General features: G+C 46.0%; 1 pseudogene. It reads right to left on the bottom strand.

Annotation, left to right across the window (positions count from 1 at the left end):
* Positions 1 to 265, bottom strand: a pseudogene (purH, locus tag R2R70_RS20785) (bifunctional phosphoribosylaminoimidazolecarboxamide formyltransferase/IMP cyclohydrolase); the annotation flags it as partial.

Below are 265 nucleotides of genomic sequence, written 5' to 3' on the forward strand. Positions count from 1 at the left end.
CATCTTCATCTTGTCCGCGACGGGCTAAAATACCGCCGTGAATTTTAGGGTGAAGGGTTTTTACGCGGCCATCCATGATTTCAGGGTGACCGGTGTGATCTGAAACTTCAGTCACTTTTATGCCGTTATCAGCAAGGAGTTTACATGTACCGCCAGTTGATAAAATATCTACACCTTGCGCTTCTAGTGCGCGGGCAAATTCAACAATACCGGTTTTATCAGACACACTTAATAGTGCGCGACGAATGGGACGATGAGTATCCAT

It is taken from the genome of Cobetia sp. SIMBA_158 (assembly GCF_046566945.1).
GTDB lineage: Bacteria > Pseudomonadota > Gammaproteobacteria > Pseudomonadales > Halomonadaceae > Cobetia > Cobetia amphilecti.